We start from the raw sequence: 26,649 nt of genomic DNA on the forward strand, positions 1-26,649 counted from the left end.
CCGGCCGGGGCGGTCCCGGCCGGCGCGCGGCCGCGGATCAGTCGTCGGAGTAGCTGAAGTCACCCACGGTCCAGGCACTGACGTCCTCGATCGCGACGCGGTACATCCCGCCCGTCTCCGGGATCCCCACCGTGCCCTGCAGGATCCGGGCGACGTGGAAGTGGAGATGCGTGGGTGGCCCGTCCTTCTTCGCGGGAGCGTCGAAGACGGCGGAGAACTGGCTCAGTTGGGAGGAGTCCGTCAGTACTTCCGACACCCTCTGCCGCCACACGGCTTCGGGAGCCAGGCGACCGGTGACGACGGCACCGCCGGTGACCACGGTCAAGGACATCTGACTGCTCTGCCCCGACTCCACGAGGGCGGCGATGTCAACGATCAGCTCGTCAGGCTTCGGCATGAGACCGGATTCTATGCGCCACGAGCCGTCGCCATGCGACGCCGCTGCAGGAAAGGCCCCTGCAGGCGGGCCCGCACGCATGCCCCGGCTCCCCGACGACCGGTACCGGCCCTCTCCCCGTGGCCCCGTCGTCCGTCCCGGACCTCGATCGTCGTGCCGTCCGGGAACGCCGGCGTCACCGGGCGGGTCCCGGTCAGGCGCGGACGGCCGCGGCGAGAGCGTTGCCGATGGCCCGGGCTCCCGAGGCGTTGGGGTGCAGGGGCGCGGCCGGGCGGGTGGGGAGCAGCCCCTCGAAGTAGCGGTCCGCGGGGTCGGCGCAGATGTCGTGCCCGATGCCCGGGGTGTAGGTGTCGACGAAGACCGCGCCGTGCGCTTCGGCCGTCTGCTTCAGTACGGCGCCGAGGTGGTTGATCGCCCCCTGGAGGTGGTTGGCGTCCTGCTTCCAGTAGGGCTGGGTGGGGTAGCAGCCGTCGGGGCGGAGGTAGTTGCCGTAGCCGACGACGAAGATCTCGGCGTGCGGCGCCCGTCGGGCGATGCCGTCCAGGGCGGTGGCGAAGGTCGGCGCCCAGGCGTCGATGCGGGCCCTGATCCTGTCGGTGCCGCCGGCGGCGTTCTCCTCCGCGCAGCTGGTGCCGTGGGGCGGGGGCAGGACGTTGATGCACTTCAGCGCTTCGCCGAAGAGGTCGGTGTCGTTGCCGCCGATGGTGATGCTGACGATGTCGGTGTCGGGGGTGAGCGCGGCGTACTGGGGCGCGGTCCCCGGATACTGGGCGGTGCTCAGATGGGCGGTGGTGGCGGCGGAGCAGCTGACGTCGGTGAGCTTCGCGCCCAGGGCCTCGGCCGCGATGCGGGGGTAGCCGGCCAGGGAGCGCAGACACGCGGGGTCGTGCGGGTCGGTGGGCGGTACCAGCGGCGCGGCCGCGTAGGAATCGCCGAGCGCGACGTACTGCAAGGGGTCGGCGGCCGATGCGGCCGTGACCGGTGCCGTGGCCGATGCGACTCCGGCGGACAGGACGACGGTCAGGAGCATGCGCAGGGCGGTCTTCAAGGATGCCTCCTTCGGCACACACGCGTGCGGGATCCTTTCCTACTACGGACGGGGCCGGGCAGGTCCGCCGCCGCACTGAGGCGTCATCCCTCTGCGCCGCGGCGGGGCGGGTCCGCCGTCCGCGTGCTCCGCTTCTCGCCGGAGCCGGTGATGTCGCGCGCGGGACCCGGAGGTCTCCTCGCCCCCCGGCCGGCGGCGGGGCACCGCGCCGCCCGGGAGCACGAGGACACGGTGAGCCGTTGCCCGCGGCCGTCCGCCTGCCGGTGGAATTCGTGCCCTGCGCTTCAGCCGTTCGGTCCCACCGACGGGCTGTCCGATCATCCGGCATGTCTTATTCAGTCATGATCAAACCTTCTCGGCGTACCCTGCTCCGCGTCCCGGTCGCCGCGGCCGGCGCGGGTCTCCTGGCAGCTTGCACGAGCCCCGGGCCGGAGCCGAACTCCGGCCCTCGGGGAGTGGCCGGTGGGACGGCGTTCGTTCCGGCCGGCCCCCCGGGCTACGTCAACCCGTCCGACCCGGAAGTCCTCGCGGCGGAACGGAAGCGCGGGGCGGGGCCGGTGCGCACGTACCGGTTCACCGCCGCCGAGACGACGCTGGACCTCGGCGGGCTCTCCGTGCCGAGCTGGGCGTACGACGAAGCGCTTCCGGGCCCCTTGGTGCGGGTCACCGCCGGCGACGTGCTCGACCTGACGCTCGTCAACCGGCTGCCCGCCGACACCACGCTGCACGGCCACGGGGTGCGGCTGCGCTGCGACATGGACGGCGTTCCGGGCCTCACGCAGGCCGCCATCCGTCCCGGGTCCGATTTCCGTTACCGCTTCACCGCCGAGCACCCGGGAACGTACCTGCTCCACTCCCACGTCGGGATGCAGGCGGACCGGGCCCTGTACGCGCCGTTCGTCGTCGACGACCCGCGAGAGCCCCTGTCCTACGACAAGGAGTGGATCGTGGTCCTGGACGACTGGCTCGACGGCGTGGAGGGCTCCACCCCCGAGGAGGTCCTGGACCAGCTCAGGCCCGAGGGCTCCATGGACATGGGCCACATGGCCATGGGCCCCGGCCGCGGCGGCGCGAGCCCCGGCCGGCCGGCGACGCCGCTCCCCTCGCCGACCCGGAAGTCCGCGGGCCCCTCGCGCGTGCTGCGCACCTCCCACAGCCGCATGCTGCACGGCGAGGGCGGCAGCGTCGCCCATCCCCACTACCTGGTCAACGGACGCCGGCCCGCTCATCCCGAGGTGTTCCGCTGCCGCCCCGGCGACCGGGTCCGGCTGCGCATCATCAACGCCGGTTCCGAGACCGCCTTCCGGGTCGCGCTGGGCGGCCACAGGATGACGGTCACCCACACCGACGGCTATCCGGTGAAGCACGCCCGGACCGATGCCCTCCTCGTCGGCATGGCGGAGCGGTACGACGTCGTGATCACCGCCCGGGACGGCGTCTTCCCCCTGGTCGCGCTGCCCGAGGGCAAGAAGGGCAGGGCCCTCGCCGTCCTGCGCACCGACAAGGGGAGCGGGAACCTTCCCCCGGCCGACGCCCACCCGGACGAACTCGACGGCATGACCGTTCCCGCACGCCGTCTCGTGCCCGACGACTCCGTGGCCCTGGACGAGCGTGAGCCCGACCGCGAGATGCACATCAGGATCACCGGCACCATGGAGAAGTTCGACTGGGGGTTCGACCACAAGGCCTACTCGGCGCAGGAGCGCCGTCCGGTGCGCGCCGGTGAACGGGTACGGCTGACCCTCATCAACGCCACGGACATGTGGCACCCGATGCACCTGCACGGGCACACCTTCGCGATCACCGGGCTGGACGGCGTGGGCGCGCGCAAGGACACCGCGGCGGTGCTGCCGCACCGGAAACTGGTGCTCGACTTCGACGCCGACAACCCGGGCCTGTGGATGCTGCACTGCCACAACCAGTACCACTCGGAGAGCGGGATGATGACGATCCTGGGATACCGCAGATAGGACGCGGGGCCGTGACTCCTCGTGGGGCCGCGGGGAGGGACGGCTTCCAGGACCTCTCGACCGGACCGGCCTTCCTGCCTCTTCGGCCTCGAGGCCCCGCCGTCGGCCCGGTCGCCGATGCGGACCGGTCGTGCCGGGAGCCCGGTGTGACCGGCTCGCCACCGGTCACACCGGGCTCCCTCACTCCCTCAGACGACCTGACGGGCGGTCAGTTCGCGTTCACCAGGTCGTGCGCCGGCACGGTCACCGTCCGCTTGCCCGGCTTGCCGCCGAGCACGATCTTCCGCAGGGCGCTGTTGTTGTCGAGGTTCGTCTCCTTCAGGCGCTTCTCCGGGTTGGCCAGCACCTGGATGTAGTACGTGCCGTTGGGCACGCCGGTGATGTCGAAGGACTGGCCCGGCAGGTCCTGGGTGTACGTGTCCCCGGAGCCGACGTCCAGCACCTCACGGACGGAGATCGAGTTCTCCTGGCCGCAGGCGGTCGCCAGGTCGGTGTTGAAGGGGTGCCAGTTGGCGTTCTTCACCGTGTAGTCGATCGCGTCGGTGTTGGCCAGGCAGAAGGCCTCCTTGCCGCTGCGCACGGCCTCCTTCTTGTCCGCCTTCAGCAGCCGGTAGCTGGCGAAGTCGGTGAAGTGCCAGTGCACGTGGCCCGGGCGCGGGTCCCATTCCATGGTGCCGGTCGGGGTGTAGCCGACCTGCTTGCCCTTGGCGTCGTAGAAGTACTGGTAGGCGTCCATCTTGTCCTTGCCGGGCGTACGGAAGCCGTCCACCACCAGCTGCGCCGGACCGGCGTTCCACACGTTGGCGCTGAAGGCCAGGTAGTCCTTGCCGGGGACGTCCTCCTCGCCGTCGCTGATGACGATGCCGTAGGCCGGCAGCGAGCGCAGGTCGGGCTTGGGGACGTCCGGGACGGAGGCCTTGCCGGTGGGCCGCTTCGACAGCGGCTCCAGCGCCGGCGCCTTGCGCGAGCCGTCGGTCCGTCCGCCGGTGTCGCCGATCCGCATCGAGCGTGCGGCCTGCTCCTTCTTCACCGCCCAGGGCAGGGCCGGGGGCGCCGCCTTCAGCGGGCCGTGGCCCACGTTGTACGAGGGGCCCGCGCCGCTCGTCGCCGGCGCGGCGGCCTGGGCGGGGGTCGGAGCGTGCCCCGCGTGCCCGGTCGGCGCCCGGTGGCCGGCTTCGTGGCCGGAGTGCTCGCCGGCTCCGGCGGTCTGCGCGGAGCGGAGCGCCGACCCGGCGACGCCCTGCTCGTCCTCGTAGCTCCGCTCCTCCACCTTCACCTTCACCGTGGCCGGCTTGTCGGCGATGCCGAACAGGTCGCGGTACTTCTTGGCGACGCCGATCCTGGCGGTGTACGTACCGGCGGCCAGCTGGACCGAGTCGGTGTAGGAACCCGCGTAGGTGTTGGCGGCCCAGCCCTTCTCGACGCCCCACACCGATCCGAGGGTGAACGGGTTGGTGGGGCAGCTCTCCGGATACTTGGAGGTGGCGGGCGCGTCGGGGCGCACCCGGCCGCTGGCGTTGTTCGGACAGAAGTCCTCGGTGCGGCTGAGGACCTTCTTGCCCGCCTTGTCGGTGAGCGTGATCTCGGCGAAGCCGGGCAGGCCGGAGAAGTCCTTCACCGTGCCCTTGGGCAGCGTCCTGGTCCTGGCCTTGCCGCCCTCGTACACGGTCTGGGTGACGGTCACCGGGTCCTTGTAGGACTTCCGGGTCACCTTCAGCTCCAGCGGCGTCCCGTCGGCGGTGAGGTAGGTGCCAAGGTCGAGGTAGACGCCCGGGTCCTCCTTCCAGGAGGTGAGCGTGATCGAGCCGGTCGCGGCGATGAGGCTCAGCTCGGGGCCTGTCGCGGCCTCCGCCGGCTCCGACGTGGCGGCCACGAGCCCGGCGGTCACGGCCAGGGCGGCGACGGCCGTGGTGCCGGCGAGCAGCGGACGCCGCAGCCGGGTGGTGCGCGTTCTGGTCATCGTTCCCTCGTTCTCCGGATGCTGTGAGAAGGAGACAGGCGGCGGGCGGCGCGTCTCGTCGGCGACGACGGCCGCGGGCCGACGCTGTGGGGCCCGCTTTCCGTGCCCGCGCTGTGAGAGGAACGGGTCCGATGCCCGGTTGTCCGGGGAGCGGAAAAGGACGGGAGGTTGGCCGGATAGCTCCGTTGTGGAGGAAAACGGGTCATTCTCACGGGCACGAACCGTCCGGTGACGGGTCTTCTGGTATCAGGGGCGCCGGGTTCTCCCGGCCGGACCGGTGCGAGGGGCGGCGCTTCCGGCCCTTCCCCGGCCCTTCCCGGGGGCGGGGACCTGGACCTGGTCCCGGTGACCGACGGCGGGGCGGGCGTCCGCCGGTCGTTCGGGGCGTACCGAGCGCGTTCGGGAAGCCGCGGTCGTCAGCGGCCGGCCTCCCGTGCTCGTCGTCCTCGTGCTCGTCGTCCTCGTGCTCGTCGCCCTCCTGTTCGTCGCCCTGTCCTCGTCGGTGACGTGGGGGCGGGTGAGCCCGCGGTGGCGCGGGCGCCTCGTCACACGGCTCGTCCGGGGAGCGTCGCGAGGACCTTCTCGGCGATGTTGAGGAGGACGCTGTCGTCCGGGAGGGTTCCGGACGTGCTCCACACCGTGAGGTCGTAGTAGCCGCCCCGGTCCTTCTCGTCGAAGGCCACGGACAGCGTCCTGGCCAGGGGGCCCTGCTCGACCGGCCCGCCGGATCCGCCCCCGAGGGATATCTCGAGCTTCATGGTGTGGTCCGAGGAGAGGACCGCGGGCCGGCCGAGGACCGTGAGCGTCCTGGTGTCCTGCTCCTCCCCGAACTCCATCAGCTTCACGTACTGGGCGATCGACAGTTCGTTGTACGTGGCCGAGACGTGCACGGTGTACGTGTCGAACCGGACCTCGGCCTCCGGCTGGGCGATCTTCCCGTCGGTCAGGGGGGCCGTGTTGTTACTGCCGGACGCGGCGGTCGCGGTCTCCGCGGGCGTTCCGAGGAGCTGGGCCAGGTCGGACCGGTTGAGCGCCTTGCACAGCTCGTCGCCGGTCGCGGGCCGGGGCGTCCCCCTGTAGGCGCTCGGCAGCTCCTCGTGCTCCCCGCTCGGACACGAGACGGCCCGCGGCGTGCCGTCGTCGCCGGAGGGCAGCACCTTCGGGGCCAGCCACAGCGCGGCCCCGAGTGCCGCGAACACGGCCACGGCCGCGGCGGCCTGGCCCCACGCGTTGGGCTCCTTCTCCGGAGCGGCCGGGGGCTGGGGCCGGGACTCGGGCAGGGGGCGGGGGGCGGCTTCGGCCACCGCCCCGTCCGCGGAGGCCGCCGGACCCGGGTTCCGGCGTGCGCGCAGAGCCCGGACCACCTCGCGGACGCGCACCGCGGTGAAGACGAGGAACAGCGTGCCGAAGCCGGCTGCCCCCCAGTGCCCGTCGCGGAAGGCGAGATACATGAGGCGCACGCCGAGAACGGAGCCGGCCACGACGAGCAGGGGCTCGCGGACCCAGAACGGCAGGAGGCGGAGGAGGAATCCGAGCATCCGGCGATCTCACCAGGACAAGATCACCCCCGGCTGTGATGGAGGCCACAGTTCCGGGTCAAGGGTGCATAACGTGTCCGGTCCGCGGGTAGGGGCTTTCGCCGCCGTCGTTCTTCCACGGTGCGGGCGTCCGCTCCGGCGCCCGCGGAGTCCGTGGCGCCGCGAGGTCTTCCTTCGGGGAAAAGCCGCGCGTCTCCCGGGCCCGCGGGCCCGGGAGACGCGCGGGACGGCGGCCCGGTCAGGCCAGCGGGCCGGTGACGGACTCCGCGGCGGCCAGGGCGCGGCCGGAGGTGACGTACTGGACGGTCGCCTCGATCTCGGGGGCGAGCCAGCGGTCGGTGCCGGGGCCGTCGACCGTCTCGCGCAGCCCGTCGCGCACCGCGGCGGTGGCCGGCGCCGGGCTCAGCGGGGCCCTCATGTCGAGCGCGCGGGCCGCCGTGTAGATCTCCACCGCGAGGACGCGGCCGAGCCCGTCGATGGCGCGGCGCAGCTTGCGGGCGGCGGACCAGCCCATGGAGACGTGGTCCTCCTGCATGGCGCTGGAGGGGATGGAGTCGGTGGAGGCCGGTACGGCGAGCCGCTTGAGCTCGGAGACGATCGCGGCCTGCGTGTACTGCGCGATCATGTGGCCGGAGTCGACGCCGGGGTCGTCGGCCAGGAAGGCGTTGAGGCCGCGGTTGCGGGCGGGGTCGAGGAACCGGTCCGTGCGGCGCTCGGAGATCGAGGCGAGGTCGGCGACCGAGATGGCCAGGAAGTCGAGGACGGCGGCCACCGGGGCACCGTGGAAGTTGCCGTTGCTCTCCACCCGGCCGTCCAGGGTGACGACGGGGTTGTCGACGGCGCTGGCCAGCTCGCGGGAGGCCACCAGTTCGGCGTGGGTGAGGGTGTCGCGGGCCGCGCCGTGGACCTGTGGCGAGCAGCGCAGCGAGTACGCGTCCTGGACGCGGGTGCACTCCGGGCCCTTGTGGCTGGCGACGATCGCCGAGTCGGCGAGCAGGGCGCGCAGGTTGCCGGCGCTGTCGCCCTGGCCCGGGTGCGGGCGCAGCGCCTGGAGGTCGGCGGCGAACACGGCGTCGGTGCCGAGCTGGCCCTCGACGCTCATCGCGACGGCGATGTCGGCCGTGCGCAGCAGCAGGCGCAGGTCGTGGGCGGCGAGGACGAGCATGCCGAGCATGCCGTCGGTGCCGTTGATGAGGGCGAGGCCCTCCTTCTCCTCCAGCACGACCGGGGTGATGCCCGCCTCGGCGAGCGCCTCGGCGGCGGGCTTGCGCACGCCGTCGGCGGTGCGGACCTCTCCCTCGCCCATGACGGCGAGCGCGCAGTGGGCGAGGGGGGCGAGGTCGCCGGAGCAGCCGAGCGAGCCGTACTCGTGGACGATCGGGGTGATGCCGGCGTTCAGCAGCGCGGCGTAGGCCTCCGCGGTCTGCGTCCGTACGCCCGTACGGCCCGTGGCGAGGGTGGACAGGCGCAGCAGCATCAGCGCGCGGACCACCTCGCGCTCGACCTCGGGCCCCGAGCCCGCGGCGTGCGAACGCACCAGGCTGCGCTGGAGCTGGGCACGCAGTTCGGTGGGGATGTGACGGGTGGCCAGGGCGCCGAAACCGGTGGAGACGCCGTAGTGGGGCTTGGCGTCGTCGGCGAGGGCCTGGATGACCTCGCGGCTGCGGGCGATCTCCTTGAGCGCCTCCGGGGCCAGTGCCACCGGGGTACCGAGACGGGCGACGGACACGACTTCGTCGGCGGAGAGCGCGCCGACACCAACAACAACGGTCATGCCCCCATGAAGCCGCACGCGGAAGGGGGGGCGCGAGAGGTTGTGGATCATTAGTGTCTGGGATCCGAGACACTGGATCCTGTGGACGTCTGGGATCCCAGACACTTGGCCTGTCCCTCCACTGGTTTACTCTCGCCCCATGAGCATCGTCCCGGCCGCCGCCCAGGTGCTGGCCGTGCTGCGCTACCTGGCGCGGCAGGCCGCACCGGTGCCGGCGGCCGCCATCAGCCGTGACGTGGGGCTGCCCCGCTCGACGACCTACCACCTGCTCGACACCCTCGCCGCCGAGGGCTTCGTGGTCCACCTGCCGGAGGAACGGCGCTACGGCCTCGGCGTCAGCGCCTTCGAGCTGGCCTCCGGGTACGAGCGCCAGGCGCCGCTCCAGCGGCTGGCCCGGGTGCCGCTGGCCACGCTCGTGGACCGCACCGGGCACAACGCGAACCTCGCCGTGCTGCACGGCCGCGAGGTCATCTACGTCATCGAGGAGCGCGCCCCGGGCCGGGCGCCGCTCGTCAGCGAGGTGGGGGTGCGGCTGCCGGCCCATCTGACCGCCAGCGGCCGGGCGGTGCTGGCGCTGCTGCCGCCCGCGCAGGTACGGGCGATCTTCCCGGACCGGTCCGCCTTCGTGCTGCGGCACGGTGTAGGTCCCGCGTCGCTGACGGCCCTGCGGGCCCTGCTGGCCCAGGTGCGGCGCCGGGGATACGCCACGGAGGAGGGCGAGGTCACGCCCGGCCTCTCCTCCGTCGCCGCGCCCGTGCTGGACCACCATGCCCACCCGATCGCGGGTGTCTCCGTCACCTTCCCCGGCGAGTCGGCCGACGAGTCGGAACGCGGCCGGATCGCGGACCACGTGGCGCAGACCGCGCGGGAGCTGACCCGGCGCGTGGGCGGCGTCACCGCCGTGCGGAACGGGCGGGGGTGGTGACGGCCGCGGCGCAGTCGGGGTTGTGGCACCGGCCCGGGTACCAACGGGGAACGAAGATTCCGAGACTCTTGTGCCGTCTGATCTCGCCGTGGACGGGGTGGTGGCACACCGGACAGACCTGTTCTGTCGGCGGCTTGGTCCCGCCTGTGTGACTGGTCATGTCTTCATGGTAGGCGGAAGCGAGGTCGAGAAAAGCCCTTCGTGTCGCTTTGTCCGTTTCCGTTCCGCACGGCACGTCGGGCCTGTGGACCTCACGACGAGCCGTGCGGGCGGATCCCCGGTGCGGACGGACCTCCGGTGTCGCGTCCGCGCCACCGGGCCGTGAGCGGCGCCGCGGGGGAAGACCGTCAGTACGTGCCGGGGGGCGAGGCCACCCGGTGCGCGTTCAGGATCTCGATGACCTCGTCGTCGCCGACCTGCTCGAAGTCGTCGTACCAGAGGCCGACCGCGAGGAAGTCCGGCGGCCGGCTCAGGCACAGGACGTCGTCGGCCTCCGCGCGCATCTCCGCGGCGCTCTCGGGGGCGCCGACGGGGACGGCGAGGATCAACCGGGCGGGGTTCCGCCGCCGGAGGTGGCGGAGGGCGGCGCGTGCGGTCGCGCCGGTGGCCAGGCCGTCGTCGACGAGGACCACGGTGCGGTTCCCGACATCGGGCGGGGGCCGGTCGCCCCGGTAGAGCAGGGCGCGGCGTCTCAGTTCCGCCCGCTCCCGGGCCACGTCCCGGGCGAGGCGGTCCTCGGTGAGGCCGAGCATCGCCAGGGCCCGCTGGTCGAACAGGGGCGGTTCGTCGCCCACGACCGCGCCGATGCCCGTCTCCGGCCTGCCGGGCAGTCCGATCTTCCGCACCACGAGCACGTCCAGTGGTGCCCCGAGGGCCCGGGCGACTTCGGCGGCCACCGGCACGCCGCCGCGGGGCAGCGCGAGGACGACGGGACGAGGCAGCTCGCCGTCGGACGCCCACTCCATGAGCCGCAGCCCGAGTTCCTGACCGGCTGCCCGGCGATCGGGGAATCGCATGATCTGATGCCTGCCTCTCTCAGGTCCGCCGCGGTGTCAGCGGGTGCGGTCGCCGTCGGCCGCTTCCCCCAGGTGGTCACGGAACCAGGCGGCGGCGACCTCGGTGACTTCCTCCAGGGCGCCGGGCTCGGGGAAGAGATGGGTGGCGCCCGGCACGACGTGGATCCGGTGGAGCGGCGCAAGCCGCCGCGCGGCCTCGCGGTTGAGAGCGAGAACCGTCTCGTCGCCGCCCCCGACGACGAGCAGGACCGGTGCGGCGACCAGGGGAAGGGCATCGCCCGCCAGGTCCGGTCTGCCGCCCCGGGACACCACCGCGGACACCGCTCGAGGCCGCTCCGCCGCCGCGACCAGGGCGGCCGCCGCTCCCGTGCTCGCCCCGAAGAGGCCGACGGGCAGACCGGCCGTGCCCGGCCGCCGCCCCAGCCAGTCCACGGTGTCCGCCAGGCGGCGGGCCAGCAGGGCGATGTCGAAGCGGTGCCGGGCCGTGGCGACGTCCTCGCGCTCCTCGTCCTGTGTCAGGAGGTCCAGCAGCAGCGTCCCGAATCCCGCTCCGCGCAGACCGGCGGCGACCGCGCGGTTACGGGGGCTGAGCCGTGAGCTGCCGCTGCCGTGCGCGAACAGGACCATGCCCCGCGCGCCGGGGGGCACGGTGAGATCGCCGTCCAGAGTGGTGCGGTGCGAGGGCACCTTCACGGTTGCGGACGCCATGCCTGGTCATCTCCCTGGGGCTGTCCGACGGCCGGGAGGACCGGGTACCCCGGCCGTGCCGCGCCGTACCGGCAGCGCATCGCCGTCAGCCGTTCGGTGAGCGGGCGACGGCGGGCTCCCCTCTCGTTCCGTGGGCCCTCCCGGTGCCCGGCGTCGTCACGCGGGAGCCGCGCCGCCCGCCACGTGACGGTCGCGGAGGCGGGCGAAGGCGGTGCGGCGGGGAAGGTGCGGGAGGAAGTCCTTGATCCGCTCGGCGCATTCCCGCGGAGTCGCGGTTCCGGTGTCGCACTCCAGGTCGTAGTCGCCGTGCCGGTGGACGAGGTCGTACTGCTGAGCCGCGAGGCCCACCGGGCGGTCTCCGCGCGCCCGCTCCCGGCGCGCGAGTTCCTCCGGCGGGCAGTGGACGCCCACGAACAGCACGTCCTCGGGGCGCAGGACGGACAGGCAGTCGAGCAGCCGCCACGGCTCGCTGAGCACATGATCCACGATGACGTCGTTGCCCACCTCGGCCATGGCCGCGACGGAGCGGTGAAAGCCCATCCTGGTCCGCCGCAGCGCCGTGTCGAGCTCCTCCTCGCCGAGGGCGCGCCTGGTGCGCATCGCGTTGAAGCTGTCCACCGCGAGGTGGAAGAAGACCCCGTCGTCGAGGATGTCGAGCAGCTCGCGGGCGATGCTCGACTTGCCCGAACTGGAGGTGCCGTTGAGGAAGATGATCCGGCCTGGCGTCATCCGGACATGGTGCCAGGGGGTCGGCCGGGTCACGTACGCAGGTCGGCGAGCAGCAGGTGGTGGTCCGAGTACGGGGTCGGGTGCACGCGGTGCCGGAGCGGGGCGATGCCCCGCAGGAAGACGTAGTCGAACTTGCTCTCCCAGTCGGTGGTCGGCTCACAGGTGCCGGCGGACGAGGAACGGCATCCGGGGTCCACGTCCGCGGCCAGTTCCCCGAGCGGGTCGAGTTCGGGAGTGCCCGGCACGGCGTTGAAGTCGCCGAGCACGACGGCGCGGTCGTACCGGGCGACGGCCGCGGCGAGCACGGCGGTCTGGCCCGCCCGGACCGCCTCCTGACGCCTTTGGGCGAGGTGCGTGTTGAAGACCCGGACGGACCGGCCGCCCACCGTCGTGGTGACGGCCATGTACCCGCGGTCCTCGGACCCGCCGTCGGGGTACTCCACGCTGACGCGGTCCGTCATCGGTGCCGCCGAGAGGAGCGCCTGGCCGAAGGCCCCGGGGTTCCACGGCCACCCGCCGCACCGTCCCCGGTCGTGCAGGACCGACCCGTACTCGACGTGGTAGACGAGCCCGTAGACGCCCTTCAGGTGATCGCGGATCTTCTCGACGTCACGTACGCACGCCTCCTGCAGGCCTATGACCTGCGGCGCGTACGCGGCGATCTCTGCCGCCCGGTCGGCGTTGCTCTTGTCGCAGGGGTTGCAGATGTTCCACGTCATCACCCGGTTCGGTACGACGTCCTTCACGGCGGCGACGCGCGGTGTCCCGGCCACGGGGCCGTCGTTCGGTGCGTTGCGTCCGACGATCAGCAGGCAGGCCACCGCCAACGCGCCCGCGAACAGCCAGGTGTTCCTTCCGCGCACGATCGCCTCCTCGCTGTGCCCGCACGTGCGGTCCGGCGGACCCCCGCACGAGGTTAGGCGACGGACCCGGCCGACGGCACGGGCTTGCGGTCCTTCACCGGCCCGTGCGGCCGTCGGTCCACCGGCAGGACGACCTCCAGGGTCCGGGGTCCGTGGACGCCTTCGACCCGGTCCGGTTCGATGTCGCTCGTGGCGGACTGGCCGGCCGGATGGCCGAGGAGCCACGTCGCCGTCCTCATCGCGGCCCTCTCCAGCCGGTGCCCCTTGCCGCCCTGGTCGGCCGCCTCCTCCCGTAGGTGGACGAGGACTTCGGGGATGTCGATGGCGACCGGGCAGACGTCGTGGCAGGCGCCGCACAGGGAGGAGGTGTAGGGCAGGGAGGAGTCGACGGGGTTGTCGGTGCCGCGTAGCCGGTGTCGTACGGGGGCCGGCCGCAGCAGGTCCGGGCGGCGGGGAAGTCCACCTCGACTCCGAGGCGTTCGAGCACCTTGACGGTGGCGATCGCCATGGACGGGTGGAGGGCGTCGTCGACGCAGGTGGCGAAGAAGGGCTACGCGCATCGGGGTTCCGTCCGGGCAGGAGCGAGCCTGGCGGCCGCCGCGTCCCAGGCGGCGCTGTCGCCGCGGGGGGTGTAGCGCCTGAGGTGCTGGGTGGAGGCGACGAGCCGGCGCATCGCGGCGAGGTCGGCCACCGGTCCGGCCGCTCTGGCCTGGACGAGGATGTTGCCGAGGGCGGTGGCCTCGGTGGGCCCGGCGATGACGGGCAGACCGGTGGCGTCGGCGGTGAGCTGGCAGAGCAGGTCGTTGCGGGAGCCGCCGCCGACGAGGTGGACGTGGGTGATGTCGCGGCCGGTGAGTTCGGCGGCCTGTCGCAGGGTGCGGCGGTGGGCCAGGGCGAGGCTCTCCAGGATGCAGCGGACGACGGCCCCCTGGCCGTCGGGGGCCGGCTGGTCCGTGCGGCGGCAGTGGTCCCGGATGCGTTCCGGCATGTCGCCGGGGGCGAGGAACTCCGGGTCGTCCGGGTCGACGACCGCGCCGAACGCGCGGCAGCGGGCGGCCTCGGCGAGGAGTTCGGGCATGTGCGTGGGCAGTCCCTGTGCCTCCCAGGTCCGGCGGCACTCCTCCAGCAGCCACATGCCCATGATGTTGCGGAGGTAGCGGACGGTGCCGTCCACGCCCAGTTCGTTGGTGAAGTTCGCGGCCCGGGACGCCTCGGTCAGGACCGGGGCGTCCAGCTCGAGGCCGGCCAGGGACCAGGTGCCGCAGGAGATGTAGGCGAAGTGCGGCTCGGTGGCCGGGACGGCGGCGACGGCGGAGGCGGTGTCGTGCGAGGCGACGGTGACGACCGGGGTGCTCGCGTCGAGGCCGGTGTGGTCGGCGACGTGCGGCAGGAGGGTGCCGGCCGGGTCGCCGGGGCGGCGCAGCGGCGGCAGCAGGCCGGGGTCGATCGAGAGCCGCTCGAGGAGCCGCGCGGACCAGGTGCCCGTGCGGGCGTCGAACAGCCCGGTGGTGGACGCGTTGGTGACCTCCGCGCCGATGGATCCGGTCAGCCAGTGGACCAGCAGGTCCGGGATCAGCAGCAGGGTGCGCGCGGCACGCAGCTGACTGCTGCCGACCGCCGAGGCGAGCTGGAAGACGGTGTTGAACGGCAGGTGCTGCAGCCCGGTGATCCCGTACAGCTCCTCGGGACCGACCCGGCGGTGGACCCGCTCGGCGGCGTCGTCGGTGCGGTTGTCCCGGTAGTGGTACGGGGTGCCGAGGAGGACGCCGTCGGCGTCGAGGAGCCCGTAGTCCACCGCCCACGTGTCCACTCCGACGGAGACGACTCCCCCGGCCCGGGCGGCTTCCCGCAGTCCGTCGACGGCGCCCTGGAAGAGCGCGAGCAGGTTCCAGTGCAGCCCGTCGGGCAGGCGGACGGGCGTGTTGGGGAACCGGTGGGCCTCGGTCAGGTCGAGGTCGTCCGGTCCGACACGGCCGAGGATCACCCGTCCGCTGGTGGCCCCGAGGTCGACCGCGGCGAACGCCGAGGGGGAGGCCGAGGAGGCCGGGGTGGTGGTCACGTGGTGGTACCTCCGCTGTGCGCGGCGAGGAGTGGTCGGGCGGGAAGGGAGCCGGAAGGAGGAGGGGGACGGGAGAGGAAGGCGGGGCGGAGAGGCGGGGCCGCTCCGCCGGTCCCGCTGCGCCCTGGTGCCGTTGCGCGTGCCGCACCGGCATCAGGGCGTGCCGCGGGGTCAGCGCAGGAAGGCCGCGGCGACGCCCGCGTCCACCGGGATGTGCAGTCCGGTGGTGTGGGTCAGGTCGCCGCCGGTGAGGGCGAAGACCGCGTTCGCCACGTGCTCGGGCAGGACCTCGCGCTTGAGCAGCGTGCGCTGGGCGTAGAACTCGCCCAGCTTCTCCTCCTCCACGCCGTACACGGCGGCCCGCTCGGCGCCCCAGCCGCCGGCGAAGATGCCGGAGCCGCGGACGACGCCGTCGGGGTTGACGCCGTTGACGCGGATGCCGTGCTCGCCGAGCTCGGCGGCCAGCAGGCGCACCTGGTGGGCCTGGTCGGCCTTGGTCGCGCCGTAGGCGATGTTGTTGGGGCCGGCGAAGACGCCGTTCTTGGACGCGATGTAGACGATGTCGCCGCCGAGCTTCTGGGCGGTCATCACCCGGGCGGCCTCGCGGGAGACCAGGAAGGAGCCGCGGGCCATGACGGCGTGCTGGAGGTCCCAGTCCTCGGCCGTGGTCTCCAGCAGCGGCTTGGAGACGGAGATGCCGGCGTTGTTGACGACCAGGTCGACGCCGCCGAAGGCGAGGACCGCCTCGGCGAACGCGGCGGTGATCTGCTCCTCGCTGGTGACGTCCACGGTGACGGCCACGGCCCGGTCGGGTCCGCCGAGTTCCCCGGCGACGGCCGCCGCGTTCTCGGTGTCGAGGTCGGCGACCACGACGCAGGCGCCCTCGGCGGCGAGCCGGTGGGCGATGGCCTTGCCGATGCCCGAGCCGGCGCCGGTGACCAGGGCGACGCGGGTGGCCAGCGGCTCGGGCGCGGGCATGCGGCGCAGCTTGGCCTCCTCCAGCTCCCAGTACTCGATGCGGAACTTCTCCGACTCCTCGATGGGGCTGTAGGAGGAGACGGCCTCGGCGCCGCGCATCACGTTGATCGCGTTGACGTAGAACTCGCCGGCGACGCGGGCGGTCTGCTTGTCCCTGCCGAAGGAGAACATGCCCACGCCGGGCACGAGGACGATGGCGGGGTCGGCGCCGCGCATGGCGGGTGAGCCGGGGACGGCGTGCCGCTCGTAGTAGGCCCGGTACTCGGCGCGGTACTCGGTGTGCAGTTCCCGCAGGCGGGCGACGGCCTGCTCCAGCGGGGCGTCGGCCGGCAGGTCCAGGACCAGCGGGCGGACCTTGGTGCGCAGGAAGTGGTCGGGGCAGGAGGTGCCGAGGGCCGCGAGGCGCGGGTGCCCGGCGCGGGAGAGGAAGTCCAGCACGACGTCGTCATCGGTGAAGTGGCCGACCTGGGGGCGGTCGGCGGACGCGAGGGCGCGGACGTGCGGGGCGAGCGCGGCGGCGCGGGCGCGGCGCTCCTCGCCGGGCAGGGGTGCGCAGCCCTCGGTCACCGGTCCGAAGGGTTCGGGACGGCCCTTCTCGGCGAGGAAGGCCTCGGCGGTGCGGATGATGTACAGCGAGTTGGCCTCGCACTCCTCGGAGGTGGTGCCCCAGGCGGTGATGCCGTGGCCGCCGAGGACGCAGCCGACGGCCTGCGGGTTGGCCTCCTTGACGGCGGCGATGTCCAGGCCGAGCTGGAACCCGGGGCGCCGCCACGGCACCCAGACGACCTTGTCGCCGAAGCACTCGGCGGTCAGCTTCTCGCCGTCGGCCGCGCAGGCCAGGGCGATCCCGGAGTCGGGGTGCAGGTGGTCCACGTGGGCCGCGTCGACCAGGCCGTGCATGGCGGTGTCGATGGACGGTGCGGCGCCGCCCCTGCCGTGCAGGCAGTAGTCGAACGCGGCGACCATCTCGTCCTCGCGCTCGACGCCGGGGTAGACGTCCTTCAGGGCGTGCAGCCGGTCGAGACGCAGTGCGGCCAGTCCCTCGGCCTTCAGTGTGCCCAGGTCCCCGCCGGAGCCCTTGACCCACAGCAGCTCCGTCTCGCCGCCGGTGACCGGGTCGGTGGCGGTGCCCTTGGCGGACGTGTTGCCGCCCGCGTAGTTGGTGTTGCGCGGGTCCGAGCCCAGGCGGTGCGAGCGTGCCAGGAGCTCGGCGACTTCGGGGTGGGCGGCGGGTGCCATGGTGATCTTTCCTTCGGGAGGGGACGACGACGGGGGGTGCGGGGCTCCGGGGACGGTCACGCGCCCCAGCCGGCCTGTTCGCCGCCCACGCGTTCGGCGACGATCCGTTCCTGCCAGCCGCTCGCGCGGTAGGCGGCGACCGGGTCGGGGTGCAGGCCCCGCTCCTCGCGGACCTCGGCCAGCAGCGGGCGCACGTCGGTGTTGTAGGCGTCCATGAGCACGGCGTTGGCGGCCAGGACGTCGCCCTCGGCCTGTGCCGCGGTCAGCGCCTCGGCATCGACGAGCAGGGCCTTGGCGGTGGCTTCCTGCACGTTCATCACGGAGCGGATGACGGCGGGGATCTTGGCCTCGATGTTGTGGCACTGGTCGAGCATGAAGGCGACGCCGGCGGCGGGGTCCAGGCCGCCGTTCCTGACGACCTCGTGCATGATGCGGAAGAGCTGGAAGGGGTCGGCGGCGCCGACCATGAGGTCGTCGTCGGCGTAGAAGCGGGAGTTGAAATCAAAGCCTCCCAGTTTCCCCTCGCGCAGCAGGAGGGCCACGATGAACTCGATGTTGGTGCCGGGCGCGTGGTGGCCGGTGTCGACGACGACCTGCGCGCGGTCGCCGAGCTTGAGGCAGTGCGCGTAGGCCGTGCCCCAGTCGGGGACGTCGGTCGTGTAGAAGGCGGGCTCGAAGAGCTTGTACTCCAGGAGGATCCGCTGGTCGTCGCCGAGGCGCTCGTAGACGGCCCGGAGGGCTTCGGCCAGGCGGTCCTGGCGGGCGACGACGTCGTCCTGGCCGGGGTAGTTGGTGCCGTCGGCGAACCACAGCTTCAGGTCGCGTGAGCCGGTGGCGTCCATGATGTCGACGCACTCCATGAGGTGCGCGAGCGCCTTGCGCCGCACCGCGGCGTCGGGGTGGCAGACGCTGCCGAGTCTGTAGTCGTCCTCCTGGAACACGTTGGCGTTGACGGCGCCCAGTTCCAGGCCGCGGTCCTTCGCGTGGGCGGCGAGCGCCGCGTAGTCGTCCACCCTGTCCCAGGGGATGTGCAGCGCCACCCGGGGGGCGATGCCGGTGAACTCGTGCACCTTGGCCGCGTCGTCCAGCTTCTCGTGAGGTGTGCGCGGCACGCCGGGCTGCGCGAACACCTTGAAACGCGTCCCGGAGTTGCCGTAGCCCCAGGAAGGCGTCTCGACCCGCTGGTCGGCGAGTGCGGCTTTCACGGCAGTGATGTCGGGCATGTCCACCTCTGGATGCGCGGGTCGCCCCGTCGCGGGGCGTGTGACGGGACCGTCGTGTGAATCGATTCAGGGCGTCGCTGAAACTAGCCCGCGCCCGTAACCCCGTCAAGGGTCGCGGAGGGTCCGGTGGGCCGTGCCACCGGATCGCCGACGCGGCGCCAGGACGGGGTCAACAGCAGGTCGTTTTCCAGTTGGACAAGGCTTGTTGGCGTTCTCGTCCGCCGCGCACGCGGCTTCCCCGACCGCGTGGCGCTCAGACTCTTGACGCCCCGGACGGGCTGGGACTAACTTCCGGGCATCTAGTTGAAACATTTCATAGTGCGGTTTCCGCCCGGCACACGTACTGGAGAGAGCCCATGGTCCCTCCCGGGCCGGAGAACCCTCCGGTGCTCGCCCTGGAAGGAGGGAGCAGATCCTTCGGCGCCGTCCGGCCTCTTCTCCCGTCCCGGCGCCGCCCTCGACCCCGACCGGTCGACGCGCGGCCCGTCCATCGCCGACCAGCAGTTCGTGGAGATCGCCGCGGTCCCGTCCTTCGACGCCCGCGTGCTGATCATGGACGAACCGGCGGCGCTCACCGGCAGCAAGGTGATCCGATGCAACGTGTCTGTTTCCTGTTGAAGGTCCGCTCCGAGAAGGTCGCCGAGTACCGTGAACGCCACCGGGACGTGTGGGCGGACATGCGTGCGGCCCTCACCGAGGCGGGCTGGCGCAACTACTCCCTCTTCCTGCGGGAGGACGGCCTGCTCGTCGGCTACCTCGAGACCGACGACTTCGAGGCGGCCCGCGCGGCCATGGGCGCGACCGAGGTGAACGCCCGCTGGCAGGCCGGGATGGCGGAGTTCTTCGAGGAACTCGACGGGCAGGCGCCCGACGCCGCCATGCGCCCCCTCACCGAGGTCTTCCACCTGGCGTGAGCCGGCGGCCCGGCCCACCGCGGTCTTCTGCGCCGTCGACCTGCCGTCCCTCGGCGCGCTCCGGTTCATGGACACGGCCGGCGTCGAGGTCCCGGACGACGTGGCCGTCGTCGGTGACGACGACATCGGGTTCGCCGCCGCGGCGACCGTCCCGTCGACGTCCGTCCGCCGGCCCGCCCGTGCCATGGGGGCGACGGCGGCGGACCTGCTCCTCCGGGAGGCCGGTGACCGGGCGGACGAGCACCGGCACCGGCACGTGGTCCTCCGGCCCGAGCCCGTCGTCCGCGGTTCGCGCCTGCCCACGCGCCGGCCCCCGGCGCCTCGGTGCCGGGTCCGCGGTGCCGGGGCGGCGTCGCCTGCCGGACAGCGCTCGGGTAGGGTCCGCATGCGCCGGCCCGGCCACGGTCGCACGGCCGTCCGGCGGACATGGGTCCTGACAACGAGCACGGGGGTGTCCACCGCCATGAACGCGCTGTTCCACCTGACCATGGTGGTTCTGCTGGTCGCCACGGTCTGGTCCGCGGTCGCGCTGGTCCGCCGGACGCGGCAGCGGCGCGAGGCATGGGAGAGCGGACTGACCGCCCCGGCGCGGGTGGTGCGCGCCTGGGCCACGACCCAGATGGTCAACAACGTGGCCCGGCGCGTGCAGTGGCACGAGTACGACTACACCACCCGGGACGGCCGCGCGATCCGGTTCAAGGAGAGCGGCGGCCCCCGGGACCGGGCCGAGGGCGACACGGTCCCCGTCCACTACTCCCCGCAGGAGCCGGACAAGGCCACCGCCGTCGCACCGCAGTCCGGCAAGGACGCGGCCGCGTTGGTGTTCTGGCTGCTGCTCCTGGGCGGTTGCGCCGTTTTCCTGCTGTACGAATGGGTGAGCCTGTCCACGGCCCTGAGCTGAGGCACCGCCGCACGACGGGCTTGTTCGACCGCTACGACCTGGGCGACGGTCACCTGCTCGTCGGTTGCACCGCCCCCGACTTCCGCTTCGAGGACGGCACCCGCCTGGGTGACCTGCTGCGCCAGGGCCGGGGCGTCCTGCTGGACTTCCGCGGCGACGGCGCGCTGCAGCGCGCGGCCAAGAGGTGGGAAGGCCGGATCCGGTACGCGGCCGGTCCTGCACGCGACGACCTCGGCTTCCCCGCCGTACTCGTGCGGCCCGACGGCGTCGTGGCCTGGACCGGCGGGCAGGACCTGGATCCCGTCGGCTTCGGACGGGCCGCCGCGCGCTGGTTCGCCCAAGGCGTACCCCTCCCGCGCGATTCGCGAGCACCTACGCAAGCGCGGCATCCGAGCAGCGGCCCCCACCCCCGCAGACCAGCAACATCACCGGCTGCGTCGCGGCAGCCAGGGCGGTCTGGGACGGGGGGCTGCGCACCTGGTCGAAGGTGCGGCCGAGGGCCAAGGACAGGGCGACTTCGGTCTGGGTGTCGGCGTAGCGCCGCTTGAGGCCTTCCAGGTGGTTCTCGGCGGCGTTCAGGTCGTGGGCGGTGGCGTGGTCCTGGCCGTAGTGGGGCCCGTGTCCAGGCGGGTGCCGAGTTCGGTGCAGGTGCGGCATCACGTGTCGATGAGCAAGGCCAGTGTGTTGAGGTCCTGGCGCAGCAGGCCCAGGGGGCCAGGTGGATATCGAACACGCGCGCCGGACGCGATGCTCACCGCCGAGCAAGTCGACGCGCTGCGGGAGCCGGTTGGTGGGGTGGGCTCAGCCGGCGATATGGCTTCGCCGCCTCACCTCGGCCCCGCCTGCGCAACCACGGGGGGTGTGCTGGGGGCATCGGCTGTGTGGGCTGCCCCGGTCAGCTTGTCCACCGCGGTGTCCCCGGCGAACTCGATCACCACGTCGGGTACGACCGGCCGGTGGTCGATCGTCCAGCGCGTTCTCCCGTCGGCGGCGCGTCCAGCAGGATCTGGTACGTGCACAGCATCCATGCATAACGGCGCGCAGTCCGGGAGGCGTTGTCTGGTCATGCCCGTGTGCGGGAGCACCCGTGCTCCCTGTTCGCGGATCCGACTGGCCGGGCGCCGGAACCAGCTACGCCTTCCGGGTCAGGAGACCGGCGTCGATGACCTCAGCGATAAGGGTGGCGCCGCGGCTGTTCTGGTGGATGTGGTCGGTCGTGAGCACGAGGTCTCGGCGCCGCGAGATCGTGTCGAGGCTGCGGCGAAGCACGGCGTGTTGGACGAATACGCCGAGACCCGCTGCGGGGGTCACCTCCCGGTAGGGAATCGGCGGTGGGTCCGCTCGACGCAGTTCCTCGATCTGGCGTTCGTGGAGTGGAAGGTAAGCCACCTCGCTGGTGGTGGCGACTTCGGCGATCATCCGACTGTACCGCTGCGATGCCTGCGCCGCTGCTCCGTCGAGTTGTTGGCCGAGAACCGGGAGTGACAGCAGACCGATCGTCGCGTCGGTCTCCGCTCGCAGTCGTTCGACGACGGCTCCCAGGCACTGCTGGAACCAACCGGCCGACGGGCGTTCGGGGAGCTGTTTGCGCTTCATGACCTTGTCGACGCGGTAGCCGGCAAGGCTCGCTCGGGCGTCGTTGGTCCCGATCAGCACGGTGATGACATCGGGCGGGTTCGTGACGACGGCGTCGAGGCTCCGCAAGAGGTTGTAGGCGAAGTCACCGTTGGCGCCGAAGCGGGCAAGCTGCAGATCACCGGGAGGGTGACGTCGTTCGAGGATGTCCAGGTAGTCGACGCTGATCAGCGCGCGGGTGAGGCTGTCGCCGAGGCAGGCGATACGCGTCGTCATGATGCTTCCGGTCCCGGCACGCCGACGCGTTCGGTCGGGTGGGTGTCGGCGCGAGGACGGTGGTCGGTGCCGAGGCCCGCGGTGATGGTCAGGACAGAGGTCGGCCCGGTCATGTCGACCGCGTGCCACACCCCGGCCGGGTTGATGGTGGCCTCGCCGGGCCCGAGCAGAACGCGGTCGGGTACTCCGTCCACATCACGGGTGACCGTCACCGACCCGCCGAGGCAGACGACCGGTTCGTCGCCGGCGGGGTGGCGCTCCCCATGGTCGCCGGGGCCGTCGCCGTCGAAGATCATCACCATCCGGCCCTCGGCGCCGTCTGCCGCAACTGCGGCGGTGTACGCCTGGAGCGCCTCCGGGTCCCACGTGAAACCCTCGACGGGTTTCGCTGTCGATCCCAGTCCGAGGTGCACGGGGGTGGTCCGCAGGTCCACGGCGTTGCGTTCGTGGTTGACGGGTCTCATGCCGACGATCGTCCACGACAGCGATCGGGCGGTCTTGAAGAAAAGGGAGGAGATGCCGACGTGAAGGGCGGACGGCCGGCGGCTACCCGGCTCCGAGGAGGACTTCGCTGCGACGCCAGGCCGTCGGCGATCGGCCCGTGAACTCGCGCCAGTCCCGGACGAGATGGGCCTGGTCGGCATAGCCGGAGACGGCCGCCACATCGCCCCACGGGAGCGGGTCCCGTGCCGCCGCCAGTTCATGCGCGTGCTCGAAGCGCAGGACTCGGGCGAAGGTCTTCGGCGACAGGCCCACCTCACCGCGAAACCGCTCGGTGAGGTACCGACGGCTCCAGCCGAGTTCCGCGGCGACCGCACCGACCTGGACGCGACCCCGTGCGGCGACGAGGCGGCGCCATGCCTCGGCTACCTCGGGGCGCACCCCATGCACATGGTCGCCGCAGGCGCCACGGCCGACCGCTCGGAGGAGCGATTCGTCCAGCACGGTGAACCGCGCCGCCCATGTCGTCGCCGACCGGAGCCGGTCGACCAGCTCGATGGCAAGCGCTCCGAGAAGCTCGTCGAGTGGGACCAGTCGGTTGGCGAGCTCGGCGGACGGCATGCCGTAGATGGCCCGGGCCCCCAGCGGTGTCAGCGATACCTGAACACCTTGCTGGCGTCCGTCATGATGAATTGCGACGGACCGGCACATCAGACCGCCGGCCACGCTGTTGAATCGGGTGACCGGTGACCCGTCGTCAACGCCCGCCGCCACCTCCAAAGGATCTGACAGGCTGATCACCGCGGTGAGCGCGCGGCTCGGCGGGCCGCAGTGCACCCCCGCCGCGAACCCGCGAAGGTCGAAACCGATGTACGAGTCGACGTACCGCCGCAAGACAGGCGCCGGACGTGCACCGATCCCGGTGGCCGTGTGGTCCCCCATTTTCGTCAGTGTACGAGCCGCCCGGTCAGGAAGGTCACCATCCAGGGTCTCTGTTTCCCTACACCCGAGCATGGGCTCAAAAAGTTCTGAGACAGGGACAGCCTGAAGCTGCGCAGGCCACGATGCTCGAACCGGCTGCGTCGGCATTGCGGCATACTCGTCCCGCGCCATCCGGGCCCATCCGCGCCGACGCGGGATCCGCGCGGTGATCCCTCAGCCCTCCGATCAGATCACCAAGCGCAAGAAGAGGGGTCGGTCCGGCGGCCGCCCACCGGCCTTCGACCGCGAGGCGTACAAGCAGCGCAACACCGTCGAGCGGTGCATCGACAAGCTCAAGCAATGGCACGGCCTGGCCACCCGCTACGACAAGACCGCCACCATCTACCTTGCCGCACTCCACCTCGCCGCCATCTTCACCTGGTCAGCCAGATGACCCGAAGGAAACGGCCTAGCCCACCCAACTCCGCAGCAGTCTCTCCCGCTCCGCGCCCCGGGGGGTCCCGCCCTCCGACGTGCGGCCCCACTCCGACATCGCCGCCAGGGTGGTCTCCATCGTCGCGGCGCCCTCGGTCAGGCGGGACAGCAGGGCGCGGGAGAGCTCGACCTCGGTCGGCGAGTAGCCGACGGCCGCGGCCGCGTAGACCGACAGCTCGTGGTCGGCGTCGGGTGACGTGACGCGCAGCGTCATCAGCGCCGGGGCCTCGTCCGCTCCGTCCGGTCCTACGGGCATGGCCAGGTTCACCACCATCGTCACGGCGAGGTCCTTGAGGAGGCCGGCCTGCCGTGCGAGGGACCTCACCGGGACGTCCGCCATCGTCAGGGCGCGCACGTCCTCCCACAGGTGGACGCCGGACTGCCGCTCGCCGAGCGCCACCACGCCCTGGGGTGTCAGGCGTACCCCGGGCGCCAGGCCGGACGGCTTCGCGCCCACGTACACGTCGCCCTCGGCGATCCAGAACAGGCCCACCATGGCCATGCGTTGCTCACTTCCCCCCACGACGGCACCGCCGCCGGATCTCCCATCGGAACGATGATGACTTCTCCGCAACGCGCCGAGGGGGCAGGGAAGTTCCCGCCCACGCCCACTCGTCTCCCCGGCCGGCGTACCGGCCGGTTCCGGGGACGTTCGTCCGGCGCCCACGAGGTGGCCGTGAGGATTCCCCGATCCGCGAACGGACCGACGGCGCGACCGGGGTGCGGCTCCGCCGGGTCCGCCGTATCTGGGTCGCCCGGGCGGGACGGACCTGGCAGGGTGTCGGCCATGAGTTCCGCGTCCGCCCACTCCGCACCGGTCCGCCATCACGACCACGGCACGTGGCTCGTCCGGTTCACCGGTCGGGTGCTCGTGGTCTGTCCGAGGTGCGGTGGCCGCGCGCTCGTCGCACCCGTGCCCGGTCCGGCCGAAACGAAGTACGTCAGCTCCCTCCTCTTCCGGCCCCGCCGTCTCAGCTGCACCGGCTGCGGCGCGGTCGCCGACTGGACCGCCGAGCAGCGGGGCAGGGCTCTGATCGGCGCGGTTCCCGGCGGCACCGAGGACCCCTTCTTCCGGCGGCCGCTGTGGCTTCAGACCCGCTGTGCGGGACGGATCCTGTGGGCGTACGACGAGGAACACGTCGACGCCCTCGCCGCCTACGTGAGCGCACGGCTGCGGGAGCGTCACGCCTCCCCGACGCTGTCGATGTTCGCCCGGCTGCCGGTCTGGATGAAGTCCGCGCGTCACCGCGACACGGTGCTGGCCGGCCTGGCGGCCCTCCGCGACCTCGCCGGGCGCTCGGCCCCCGCCGACCGCTCCGACGCGGCCCACGAACGCGGCGACCGCCCGCGCCACCACAACAGTCTGCTGTTCCGGGGCGGCGCGTACTGAGACCGGGAGGAAGCGCACATCTCCCTCGACCGGGTGACCGGGCGTGGTGGTCCGGTCCGGGCCGCCCCACCCGTCGACCTGAGGGATCGAGGTGGACCCAGGCCGATCGGCTCCGAAGCCGCGGTCCTGACACGGGCGGCGGGGAGCGTCCTGCGAGGAGACGAGGAGTCCCCGAGCGTGCCGCCGGCTCACCGTCGCGGCCGGACCCGCACGAGTCACTGCGGGAACTCCACGAGGTCGTCATCGCCTGGTGAGGGGCCGCCGAGCGACGGTCCGGACCGACGCCGCACCCGGGAACGCGCCGCCCCCCGCACTCTCCGTCACCATGCGGGAACCCTACGGCCGCGACCGCCCTGGGCCCAGGGCTTTCCGTACCCTGGCGGCATGCGTATGCGCCCCACCCTGAGCTGGACCCCCACCGAGGACCTGCCGCCGGGCACCGTGGATCCGGAGCCGGTCGTCGACGCGCTGCGCGCCGGCGGTGTGCTGGTGCTCAGCGGGGCGGGCATCTCCACGGAGTCGGGCATCCCCGACTACCGGGGCGAGGGCGGGAGCCTGAGCCGGCACACCCCGATGACCTACCAGGACTTCACCGGCTCCGCCCGGGCCCGGCGCCGGTACTGGGCGCGCAGTCACCTCGGCTGGCGCACCTTCGGCCGTGCGCTGCCGAACGCCGGGCACCGGGCCGTGGCCGCGTTCGGGCGGCACGGGCTGCTGTCGGGGGTGATCACGCAGAACGTCGACGGCCTGCACCAGGCCGCCGGCAGCGAGGGCGTCGTGGAACTCCACGGGAGCCTGGGCCGGGTCGTCTGCCTCTCCTGCGGCGCCCTCAGCCCGCGCCGCGAGCTGGCCCGGCGGCTGGAGGAGGCCAACGCGGGCTTCGAACCGGTGGCCGCCGGCATCAACCCGGACGGTGACGCGGACCTCACCGACGAGCAGGTCGGGGACTTCCGCGTGGTGCCCTGCGCGGCCTGCGGCGGCGTCCTCAAACCGGACGTGGTCTTCTTCGGCGAGGCGGTCCCGCCGCGGCGCGTCGAGCACTGCCGCCGGCTGGTCCGCGAGGCCACCTCGCTGCTGGTCCTGGGATCCTCACTGACGGTGATGTCCGGTCTCCGGTTCGTCCGCCAGGCGGCCGAGGCCGGGAAGCCGGTGCTGATCGTCAACCGGGACCCGACCCGGGGCGACCGGCATGCCCTCACCCGGGTCGCGCTCCCGCTCGGAGCGGCCCTCACCACCGTGGCCGACCGTCTGGACGTCCCCTTCGACGGCCCGGCGGCGGACGACGGGAAGTAGCGCCCGCGGCCTCCGG

General features: G+C 72.7%; 24 protein-coding genes and 5 pseudogenes. 11 read left to right on the forward strand and 18 right to left on the reverse strand.

Annotated elements, in window-relative coordinates:
* Positions 1–37: 37 nt before the first annotated feature.
* Together JHAT_RS21595 and JHAT_RS21600 are read right to left on the reverse strand one after the other, a co-directional pair.
* The gene (locus JHAT_RS21595) at positions 38–397 is read right to left on the reverse strand and encodes a hypothetical protein (protein WP_077799897.1); all 360 of its coding nucleotides are present in this window, start codon (positions 395–397) and stop codon (positions 38–40) included.
* A 193-nt stretch (positions 398–590) separates the two neighbouring features.
* Positions 591–1,445: an SGNH/GDSL hydrolase family protein gene (locus JHAT_RS21600; RefSeq protein ID WP_216353437.1), complete on the reverse strand. Its 855-nt coding sequence runs from the start codon at positions 1,443–1,445 to the stop codon at positions 591–593.
* A gap of 341 nt (positions 1,446–1,786) precedes the next feature.
* On the opposite strand from JHAT_RS21600, the gene JHAT_RS21605 reads away from it, so the two are divergent.
* Positions 1,787–3,415 carry a multicopper oxidase family protein gene (locus JHAT_RS21605; RefSeq protein ID WP_077799898.1) on the forward strand — a complete coding sequence of 543 codons (1,629 nt, stop codon included), beginning with the start codon at positions 1,787–1,789 and terminating at the stop codon, positions 3,413–3,415.
* Positions 3,416–3,623: 208 nt separating this feature from the next.
* Here JHAT_RS21605 and JHAT_RS21610 read toward each other — a convergent pair whose 3' ends face one another.
* The 3 genes from JHAT_RS21610 to hutH form a co-directional block, all read right to left on the reverse strand.
* On the reverse strand, positions 3,624–5,375 hold the full coding sequence (locus tag JHAT_RS21610) for a lysyl oxidase family protein (RefSeq protein WP_077799899.1): 1,752 nt from the start codon (positions 5,373–5,375) through the stop codon (positions 3,624–3,626).
* A 545-nt stretch (positions 5,376–5,920) separates the two neighbouring features.
* Complete coding sequence (locus JHAT_RS33980; protein ID WP_107481982.1) at positions 5,921–6,913, reverse strand: DUF6215 domain-containing protein; 993 nt, start codon at positions 6,911–6,913, stop codon at positions 5,921–5,923.
* Between the two features lie 238 nt (positions 6,914–7,151).
* Positions 7,152–8,687 (reverse strand): histidine ammonia-lyase, encoded by a 1,536-nt coding sequence (hutH, locus tag JHAT_RS21620; protein ID WP_077799957.1) that lies wholly within the window; start codon positions 8,685–8,687, stop codon positions 7,152–7,154.
* Between the two features lie 139 nt (positions 8,688–8,826).
* On the opposite strand from hutH, the gene JHAT_RS21625 reads away from it, so the two are divergent.
* Positions 8,827–9,612 carry an IclR family transcriptional regulator gene (locus tag JHAT_RS21625; RefSeq protein ID WP_077799900.1) on the forward strand — a complete coding sequence of 262 codons (786 nt, stop codon included), beginning with the start codon at positions 8,827–8,829 and terminating at the stop codon, positions 9,610–9,612.
* A 347-nt stretch (positions 9,613–9,959) separates the two neighbouring features.
* Here the strand turns inward: JHAT_RS21625 and JHAT_RS21635 are convergent, their stop codons facing one another.
* The 9 genes from JHAT_RS21635 to rhaI all read right to left on the reverse strand — a co-directional run bounded on the left by JHAT_RS21635 (position 9,960) and on the right by rhaI (position 18,427).
* Positions 9,960–10,628, reverse strand: a complete 669-nt coding sequence (locus JHAT_RS21635) for a phosphoribosyltransferase (protein ID WP_077799902.1) — start codon at positions 10,626–10,628, stop codon at positions 9,960–9,962.
* Positions 10,629–10,664: 36 nt separating this feature from the next.
* Positions 10,665–11,336, reverse strand: a complete 672-nt coding sequence (locus tag JHAT_RS21640; RefSeq protein ID WP_077799903.1) for a dienelactone hydrolase family protein — start codon at positions 11,334–11,336, stop codon at positions 10,665–10,667.
* A 156-nt stretch (positions 11,337–11,492) separates the two neighbouring features.
* Positions 11,493–12,065 (reverse strand): chloramphenicol phosphotransferase CPT family protein, encoded by a 573-nt coding sequence (locus JHAT_RS21645; protein WP_077799904.1) that lies wholly within the window; start codon positions 12,063–12,065, stop codon positions 11,493–11,495.
* Between the two features lie 29 nt (positions 12,066–12,094).
* On the reverse strand, positions 12,095–12,931 hold the full coding sequence (locus tag JHAT_RS21650) for an endonuclease/exonuclease/phosphatase family protein (protein WP_253195569.1): 837 nt from the start codon (positions 12,929–12,931) through the stop codon (positions 12,095–12,097).
* Positions 12,932–12,981: 50 nt separating this feature from the next.
* Positions 12,982–13,167, reverse strand: a complete 186-nt coding sequence (locus JHAT_RS21655; protein WP_077799906.1) for a hypothetical protein — start codon at positions 13,165–13,167, stop codon at positions 12,982–12,984.
* Entirely contained in the window at positions 13,164–13,436 is a 273-nt protein-coding gene (locus tag JHAT_RS35970; RefSeq protein WP_077799907.1) for a heterodisulfide reductase-related iron-sulfur binding cluster, read from the reverse strand. The genes JHAT_RS21655 and JHAT_RS35970 overlap by 4 nt, the downstream gene beginning before the upstream one ends.
* Positions 13,437–13,478: 42 nt before the next feature.
* Positions 13,479–14,987, reverse strand: a complete 1,509-nt coding sequence (locus tag JHAT_RS21665) for a rhamnulokinase family protein (RefSeq protein WP_077799908.1) — start codon at positions 14,985–14,987, stop codon at positions 13,479–13,481.
* A 171-nt stretch (positions 14,988–15,158) separates the two neighbouring features.
* Entirely contained in the window at positions 15,159–17,204 is a 2,046-nt protein-coding gene (locus JHAT_RS21670) for a bifunctional rhamnulose-1-phosphate aldolase/short-chain dehydrogenase (RefSeq protein ID WP_077799909.1), read from the reverse strand.
* A gap of 56 nt (positions 17,205–17,260) precedes the next feature.
* A complete protein-coding gene (gene rhaI / locus JHAT_RS21675; protein WP_077799910.1) occupies positions 17,261–18,427 on the reverse strand; it encodes an L-rhamnose isomerase in 1,167 nt (388 codons plus the stop codon).
* A gap of 438 nt (positions 18,428–18,865) precedes the next feature.
* On the opposite strand from rhaI, the pseudogene JHAT_RS33985 reads away from it, so the two are divergent.
* The 6 genes and pseudogenes from JHAT_RS33985 to JHAT_RS35395 form a co-directional block, all read left to right on the forward strand.
* Positions 18,866–19,021, forward strand: a pseudogene (locus JHAT_RS33985) (D-xylose ABC transporter ATP-binding protein); the annotation flags it as partial.
* Positions 19,021–19,341, forward strand: coding sequence for an L-rhamnose mutarotase (locus JHAT_RS21685; protein WP_077799912.1), 321 nt, complete (start codon positions 19,021–19,023; stop codon positions 19,339–19,341). The pseudogene JHAT_RS33985 and the gene JHAT_RS21685, both read left to right, overlap by 1 nt.
* Positions 19,342–19,351: 10 nt before the next feature.
* A pseudogene (locus JHAT_RS21690) lies at positions 19,352–19,621 on the forward strand (substrate-binding domain-containing protein); the annotation flags it as partial.
* On the forward strand, positions 19,598–20,242 hold the full coding sequence (locus JHAT_RS35975; protein ID WP_375603579.1) for a DUF3592 domain-containing protein: 645 nt from the start codon (positions 19,598–19,600) through the stop codon (positions 20,240–20,242). The pseudogene JHAT_RS21690 and the gene JHAT_RS35975, both read left to right, overlap by 24 nt.
* Positions 20,212–20,520: pseudogene (locus JHAT_RS35980) on the forward strand (FAD-dependent oxidoreductase); the annotation flags it as partial. The gene JHAT_RS35975 and the pseudogene JHAT_RS35980, both read left to right, overlap by 31 nt.
* A 55-nt stretch (positions 20,521–20,575) precedes the next feature.
* A pseudogene (locus tag JHAT_RS35395) lies at positions 20,576–20,698 on the forward strand (IS5/IS1182 family transposase); the annotation flags it as partial.
* Positions 20,699–21,373: 675 nt separating this feature from the next.
* On the opposite strand, the gene JHAT_RS21710 reads toward JHAT_RS35395, so the two are convergent.
* The 3 genes from JHAT_RS21710 to JHAT_RS21720 form a co-directional block, all read right to left on the reverse strand.
* The gene (locus JHAT_RS21710) at positions 21,374–22,093 is read right to left on the reverse strand and encodes an SGNH/GDSL hydrolase family protein (protein ID WP_077799913.1); all 720 of its coding nucleotides are present in this window, start codon (positions 22,091–22,093) and stop codon (positions 21,374–21,376) included.
* Positions 22,090–22,557, reverse strand: a complete 468-nt coding sequence (locus tag JHAT_RS21715) for a cupin domain-containing protein (protein ID WP_077799914.1) — start codon at positions 22,555–22,557, stop codon at positions 22,090–22,092. Before JHAT_RS21715 ends, JHAT_RS21710 begins: the two co-directional genes overlap by 4 nt.
* Before the next feature lie 82 nt (positions 22,558–22,639).
* Entirely contained in the window at positions 22,640–23,476 is an 837-nt protein-coding gene (locus JHAT_RS21720; protein ID WP_077799915.1) for an AraC family transcriptional regulator, read from the reverse strand.
* Between the two features lie 151 nt (positions 23,477–23,627).
* Here JHAT_RS21720 and JHAT_RS21725 point away from each other — a divergent pair.
* Positions 23,628–23,909: pseudogene (locus JHAT_RS21725) on the forward strand (transposase); the annotation flags it as partial.
* A gap of 15 nt (positions 23,910–23,924) precedes the next feature.
* Here JHAT_RS21725 and JHAT_RS21730 read toward each other — a convergent pair.
* Positions 23,925–24,452: a hypothetical protein gene (locus tag JHAT_RS21730; protein WP_077799916.1), complete on the reverse strand. Its 528-nt coding sequence runs from the start codon at positions 24,450–24,452 to the stop codon at positions 23,925–23,927.
* 285 nt (positions 24,453–24,737) lie between these two features.
* Here JHAT_RS21730 and JHAT_RS21735 point away from each other — a divergent pair, with 285 nt between their 5' ends.
* Entirely contained in the window at positions 24,738–25,340 is a 603-nt protein-coding gene (locus JHAT_RS21735) for a hypothetical protein (RefSeq protein WP_077799917.1), read from the forward strand.
* 384 nt (positions 25,341–25,724) lie between these two features.
* Positions 25,725–26,633, forward strand: coding sequence for an NAD-dependent protein deacetylase (locus tag JHAT_RS21740; protein WP_077799918.1), 909 nt, complete (start codon positions 25,725–25,727; stop codon positions 26,631–26,633).
* Positions 26,634–26,649: the final 16 nt, after the last annotated feature.

Source organism: Streptomyces sp. JHA26, assembly GCF_002005565.1.
GTDB lineage: Bacteria > Actinomycetota > Actinomycetes > Streptomycetales > Streptomycetaceae > Streptomyces.